The organism is Kitasatospora sp. NPDC127060 (assembly GCF_042724935.1).
In the GTDB taxonomy this organism is placed as follows: Bacteria; Actinomycetota; Actinomycetes; order Streptomycetales; family Streptomycetaceae; genus Kitasatospora.
This window is the reverse complement of the sequence record NZ_JBHXEG010000026.1, coordinates 86904-93339: the sequence shown is the minus strand read 5'-3', so window position 1 is coordinate 93339 and position 6436 is coordinate 86904. Positions and strand designations below refer to the sequence as shown.

Below are 6436 nucleotides of genomic sequence, written 5' to 3'. Positions count from 1 at the left end.
GGGCCGGCACCCCCGACGGGGGTGCCGGCCCTCAGCCGTTCCGACGGCGGGATCAGCCCTGCGGCCGGCCGACCGGCGGCTTCGGGGCCCGCGGGTAGGGGTTGTCCTTCTGGCAGCTCAGCACCTGGTACTCGGGCTTCTGCTGGTTCTCCTGGTCCTTCCGGACCTTCGCGGCCTGGTCGTAGACGGCCGGGACGCCGGGGTCGATGCAGTCCTGGGCGGAGACGTACGGCGAGCAGCTGCCGTTCTGGCCGCGCAGGACCTGGGCGGAGTACGCGAAGTTGCCGGTGGCGTCGATGCGCGCGCTGGACTCGGGCATGTACCGGCTGCCGGTGGACGAGCCGGCCATGCCGAACAGCAGGCCGAGCGCGCAGAGCGTGGCGAGGGCGTACCGGCGGGGCGCGCGGGCGGTCGGGGTGGACCGGTCGTCGGCGGTGGTCCGCTGGCGCCGCTCCAGGAAGCGCTCGGTGCCGAGGAACAGTGCCAGGCCGGTGAGCACGATGAAGCAGTACAGCAGCTGCTGGTTGGTGCGCGGGTAGAGCATCACCGCCTGGTTCTTGTACATGTGGGCGGCGTACCAGTAGCGCATCAGGAAGGCGCTGGCAGCAGCCGCGGCGGTGGCCAGCACGACCGAGTTGCGCGGGCCGACCACGATGGCGGCGGCGCCCCCGATCAGCAGCACGATGGCGAACAGGCCGACGCCGCCGATCTCGCCCGGCGCCGGCCAGGCACCCAGCCCGAGGCCGCCGGGCACGTCGCTGCCCCACATCATGAAGTAGCTGGGTTCGGTGTAGACGTCGAAGTAGCAGTACCGGTCGACGGCCCCGCCGGCCGAGGAGAGGAACTTGGTGAGGTAGAAGCCGGAGACCGCGACGAAGGTGACGACGGTCGCGCCGATCAGCAGCAGGGCGGTGACGAAGGCGCCGGTGCCGTGGGTGCGCCACTGGCGGACGAGCAGGACGACGCCCATCAGCATCAGGCCGGCCGCGGACCAGACGAACCAGCCCGAGTACAGCAGGAACAGCAGGCCGAGCACGGCCCCGACGACGGCCCCCAGGCCGACGGCGCGGGCGCGGCTGAGCAGCTGGGAGCGCTGGATCAGCTGGAGCAGCTTCGCCAGCACCGGCAGCAGCCCGACCAGGACGATCGTGGTGTAGGGCTTGTACGGGTCCGCCAGCGGCAGCGAGGCGGTGACGCCGATGCCCAGGGCCCACAGCGGGGGAAGGATCAGTCGCCAGGCGACGTAGGCCGTCGGCCCCAGCAGCGCGATGAACACCAGGCTGACCATCTTCAGCGCGTGACCGGGGTCGCTGTCGGTGAAGTGCTGGGTGTACCAGCCGAGCAGGTGCGGGAAGAGCGGCGGGTAGGTGTCGTCGATCGGCTGGCCGTGGATGAGGTTGAAGGCCCAGCCCTGGAGCACGCCGGAGTCGCCGCCCTGGCCGCCGAGCGGCCACGGGGTGCCGCGCAGCGCGAGCGCGACGGCGCCGGCGAGCACACCGCTGGAGAGGCCGGCGAATATCGCGGCGCCGAATTGCACCGGCAGTATCGACCACCGGCGCATGATGACCATCAGTACTCCGACGGTTACGCCCATCGAGATCAGCAGAATGAGCTGCAGCCCGGCGAGGCCGCTGACCTGACCGACACGAACCATCGGATCGATGTCGATGAATCGGGTCACCCAGGTCATGAGCATGGCAGCCGTGATCCCGATGACGCCCTCGGCCACCAGCCACCACGCTGAACTCTCGCGCCGGTACATCCGTTGGGGCAGAGGGGGGAGCAATGGCTGTTCGGGCGACCGCTGAGGCCTGTCGGCACGGTGCGGAACGCTGATGGTCATCCTGGGAGGCCCTTCAGAACCCGGCTGTACGGGAGTTGGCATGTCGCACCGAAGATATCCTAGGGACCCCGGCCGGGCTCGCTCCGGTGGCGCATATTTAAATCGGCGAAAATCCGGACATTGCCAACTCCAATTCATTGCGCGGCCGTTCGGCGGATGTAATTCCGTTGCCCGGACTTTCCGGTCGGTGACGTACGCGAACCCGGCGAAAGGCTCGACCGGTGGTTTCACGGACGGACCGGCCGACGCACCGGGGCGGCGGAACTGGTTGACTGGGCCCGTCCGGCGGCCGCAGCCGGGGCACCGAAGCATGATCCAGGACCAGGAGGTGCGGCGCCGTCATGAGCGTCGATTTCGTCATCCCGTACTACGGCGACCCGGAGTACCTGTTCGCCACCATCGACAGCATCCGGGCGCAGAACCAGCAGGACTGGCGGCTGACCGTGGTGGACGACCAGTACCCGGGCAACCGGGCGCTGGAGTACATCGAGAGCCTGGACGACGACCGGATCCGCTACGTGCGCAACGAGGAGCGGCTGGGCCCCAACGGCAACACCTACAAGGCGTCCACCCTGGCCGAGCGCGAGTTCGTCTCGATGATGGGTGCCGATGACCTGCTGGAGCCGAACTACCTGGACGTCGTGCTGGAGCGGCTGAAGGCCGACCCGGCCGCGATCGCCTGCCAGCCCGGCGTGAAGGTGATGGACAGCGACGGGAACCTGGTGCCGTCGCTCGGCATCGGCGACAAGGTCAAGCGCCGGATCGCCGCCCCGGCCCGCAAGGCCGGCGTGATCAGCGGCGAGGCCGCGGTGAAGAGCCTGCTGTCCGGCAACTGGCTGTACACGCCGTCGCTCACCTACCGGCAGTCCGCGCTGTCGAAGATCCCGTACCGCCCCGACATCGACGCCGTGCACGACCTGGCGTTCATGGTCGACATGCTGATGGAGGGCGGCAACCTGCTGGTCGACGAGCGCGAGGTGTTCCGCTACCGCCGCCACCAGGCCAGTGACTCCTCGAACCGGGTCAAGGACGGCAAGCGCTTCGACGAGGAGCTGAAGTACTACACGCTGATCTCCAAGGAGCTGCGCGCCAAGGGCTGGAACGCCGCCGCCCGCTCGGCCGACCTCCACCTCTCCTCCCGGCTGCACGCCCTGATGGTGGCCGCCGGACGCCTCGGCGCGGGTGACTTCGCCCACGCCGGCGCCATGGTCGGCCGCGCCGTCCGCAGTAGCTGACCAGGCCCGGAACGGGCCGCAACGGGATTCCGCCGGGAGCCGGGGACCCCGGCGGAGTCCCTATCATGTCGGCTGATCCGTTCGCCGACCCCAACCCGCCACTCCACGCCGCTCACCGGACGTGGCGACGTACGGAAGTGACTGACATGACTGATCTGGCCACCAGCCCGGTCGGCGGCTCCGAGGCGGAGCCCCGGCAACCGGAGGGCGCGCTCGCCGCCCGCCTCGGGCGGATGGACGGCCTGCTGGCACGCCCCTGGGCGGTCCGTTCGGCCGAGGCCGTGGTCTCGGTCGTGGCGGCGTTCGCCTTCACGCTGCTCTGCACCCGCATCAACGTCAACCCGCTCAACCGGGTCGGCCAGGTCAGCGGCCTGGCCATGGTGCAGAAGTACGCCGCGGTGGTGGGCCTGCCCGTCCTGGCGGTGCTGCTGTACGCCGCCTACCGGGGCAGCCTGGCCCGCTACCAGCTGCTCCAGCGGCTGGTCTGCGCGGCCGTCGCCGGTCTGGCGACCGGCGCGGTCGCCGGCGGCATCGCGGTGGCGCTGCACGGCACGAACTGGGGCCTCGGCGGCCAGGAGGGCGACCCGGGCAACCTCATCGGCATGGCCAACGACATGCTGCGCGGCGAGGGCCTGCCCGGTGTCTACCCGCCCGGCTTCCCGGCGCTGCTGGCGGTCTGGGCGAAGCTCTTCCACGGCGGGATCGGTGGCGTCGGCTACGCCATGAAGGACGTCCAGCTGATCTGCAGCGCGCTGGTCGGCCCGATGGCGTACCTGTCCTGGCGGCTGCTGCTGCGCCCGTTCTGGGCGCTGCTGATCGCGGTCCCGTCCGCGATCCTGTTCCTGGACCCGATCCGGCCGTACAGCCACGTCACCATGCTGGTGATGGTGCCGATGCTGGCCGGGGCGCTGCGCGAGCTGCGCCGGGCGCACCGGCTGACCACCCGCTCCACGGTGCTGCGCGGGGTCGGCTTCGGCGTCTCGTTCGGCCTGATGTTCCTCTGGTACTCGGGCTGGTTCGTCTGGGCCGCGCCGGGCGTCCTCGTCCTGACGCTGTTCCTGGTGCCGTGGCGCAAGGGCGCCGCCCGGATCAAGCCGGTGCTGCTGTTCCTGGCCGTCACCCTGGTGAGCGCCGGCGTGGTCGGCGCGCCGCTGCTGTACGAGCTGGTGCGGCTGGGAGCCCAGGCCAAGGACCGGTACGCCTACCTCTCGGTGTACATCGACCCGGCGTACATCATGGGCTGGGCCTCGGACCGCACCGGCGACCTCACGTACCACAACTTCCCGTGGCGCGGTGAGCTCGCCGGGCAGAGCGCCTACACCCTGCTGCTGCTGGCCGGCGTCGCGCTGGCGCTCGGCCTCGGGCTGCGCAGCATCGCCGTCCGGACCACCGCGGTCACCCTGGTGAGTGCCTGGCTGCTGCGCTACTGGTTCGCCTCGCACCTGGCCCAGGCCAAGGCCGTCCAGCTGTACCCGCGCACCACCTGGATCATCCTGTACGCGCTGATGATCCTGGCCGTGCTCGGCCTGATGTTCGCCGTCCAGCGCGGCACGGGCTGGCTGCGGACGGTGCAGCGGGTCAGCGTCGACGGCGGGCCGGTGCCGCTGACCCTGCGCCCGGCGGTCACCGGCCGGCTGGTCGCGGGCGCGGTCTGCGCGGTGGCGCTGTTCGCCACCATGTCGGCCTCCTGGTCGGTGGACCGCTACATGCCGACCACGGACCCGAAGCTCCTCCCGAGCAGCGGCACCCAGAACGTCGACATGGGCATCGACGCCTGGCGCGCGCACATCCTGGTGAACGAGAACGGCAAGTGCCCCAAGTACGACCCGGCCGGCCCGCACGACTGCGCGCCGGTGAACAAGGGCCTTCACGAGTACAACAACGACCCGGACAAGGGCCAGTTGTGGTGCGCCAACGTGAGCGGCGACGAGTGGGCGACGGTCTGCGGCACCAAGCGTCCCTGGTGATCCGGGCCGCCGGCGGAGGCCGCCGGCGCTGACGGTCACCCGATCGGGGCCGGTGAGGTACACCTCACCGGCCCCGATTGGCATCCGGGCTGCTCCATGTGGCAGTATGTCCAAGTTGCTCGGTTGAGTGCCGATGCTGCGCGCCTCCCGCCGGGAGGACTGGAAGCGAGTCCCATGTACTCGTCGTTCCCGTGATGGCCGTCAAGCGTGACTTCTACGCCACGGCAGCTGCGGGGCGAAAGTACGGGAATCTTCCGGGAAGCGTGTGCGGGGCCTCGACCCGGCGCCTCCCACCCCGAAAGTTGAAACCGACGAGCTTCTTCGCCGGTTTTTTGCAAGCGCCAGTGCGACACGCCCGAGCGCGGGGGTCGGAGGGTGGCCGTGAAGTGACTGAAGACAAAGGACTACTGAGTAGCCATGGCGGGACAGAAGATCCGCATCCGGCTCAAGGCCTACGACCACGAGGTCATCGACTCCTCGGCGAAGAAGATCGTCGAGACGGTGATTCGTACTGGTGCGCAGGTCGCGGGCCCGGTGCCGCTGCCCACTGAGAAGAACGTGTACTGCGTCATCCGCTCGCCGCACAAGTACAAGGACTCGCGCGAGCACTTCGAGATGCGTACTCACAAGCGTCTGATCGACATCCTCGACCCCACGCCGAAGACGGTTGACTCGCTCATGCGTCTCGACCTGCCGGCTGGCGTCGACATCGAGATCAAGCTCTGAGAGGCGCACCGAAGATGGCTAAGCAGATTAAGGGCATCCTGGGCGAGAAGCTCGGCATGACCCAGGTCTGGGACGAGAACAACCGGGTCGTCCCGGTGACCGTCGTCAAGGCTGGGCCCAATGTCGTGACCCAGGTCCACACCGCAGACAGCCCGGCCGGCTACGACGCCGTCCAGATCGGCTTCGGCGAGATCGACCCCCGCAAGGTGAACAAGCCCCTCGCGGGCCACTTCGCCAAGGCCGGTGTCACCCCGCGTCGTCACCTGGTCGAGCTCCGTACCTCGGACGCGTCCGAGTACACCCTCGGCCAGGAGATCACCGCCGAGCTGTTCGAGGCGGGTGTCAAGGTCGATGTGACCGGCACCTCCAAGGGCAAGGGCTTCGCCGGTGTCATGAAGCGCCACAACTTCCGGGGCCTCGGCGCCGGTCACGGTGTGCAGCGCAAGCACCGCTCGCCCGGCTCGATCGGTGGCTGCGCCACCCCGGGTCGCGTGTTCAAGGGCGTGAGGATGGCCGGCCGGATGGGCCACGAGCGTGTGACCACCCAGAACCTGACCATCCATGCCGTTGACGCGGAGAAGGGGCTGCTCCTGATCAAGGGCGCAATCCCGGGCCCGAACGGCGGCCTCATCCTCGTCCGCACTGCGGCGAAGGGGCTGTGAGGA

General features: G+C 69.6%; 5 protein-coding genes. 4 read left to right on the top strand and 1 reads right to left on the bottom strand.

Translation table 11 applies throughout. The features are described 5' to 3' along the window. Positions 1 to 52 precede the first annotated feature (52 nt). Positions 53 to 1681, bottom strand: coding sequence for a hypothetical protein (locus ACFWIS_RS17145; protein WP_380460874.1), 1629 nt, complete (start codon positions 1679 to 1681; stop codon positions 53 to 55). 503 nt (positions 1682 to 2184) lie between these two features. Here ACFWIS_RS17145 and ACFWIS_RS17140 point away from each other — a divergent pair. The 4 genes from ACFWIS_RS17140 (at position 2185) to rplC (ending at position 6433) form a co-directional block, all read left to right on the top strand. Continuing rightward, positions 2185 to 3078 carry a glycosyltransferase gene (locus tag ACFWIS_RS17140; protein WP_380460876.1) on the top strand — a complete coding sequence of 298 codons (894 nt, stop codon included), beginning with the start codon at positions 2185 to 2187 and terminating at the stop codon, positions 3076 to 3078. Positions 3079 to 3224: 146 nt separating this feature from the next. Then, positions 3225 to 5045 carry a hypothetical protein gene (locus tag ACFWIS_RS17135; RefSeq protein WP_380460878.1) on the top strand — a complete coding sequence of 607 codons (1821 nt, stop codon included), beginning with the start codon at positions 3225 to 3227 and terminating at the stop codon, positions 5043 to 5045. A gap of 417 nt (positions 5046 to 5462) precedes the next feature. Next, positions 5463 to 5771 carry a 30S ribosomal protein S10 gene (rpsJ, locus tag ACFWIS_RS17130; RefSeq protein WP_012785157.1) on the top strand — a complete coding sequence of 103 codons (309 nt, stop codon included), beginning with the start codon at positions 5463 to 5465 and terminating at the stop codon, positions 5769 to 5771. Positions 5772 to 5785: 14 nt separating this feature from the next. Then, a complete protein-coding gene (gene rplC, locus ACFWIS_RS17125) occupies positions 5786 to 6433 on the top strand; it encodes a 50S ribosomal protein L3 (RefSeq protein ID WP_350503569.1) in 648 nt (215 codons plus the stop codon). Positions 6434 to 6436 lie beyond the last annotated feature (3 nt).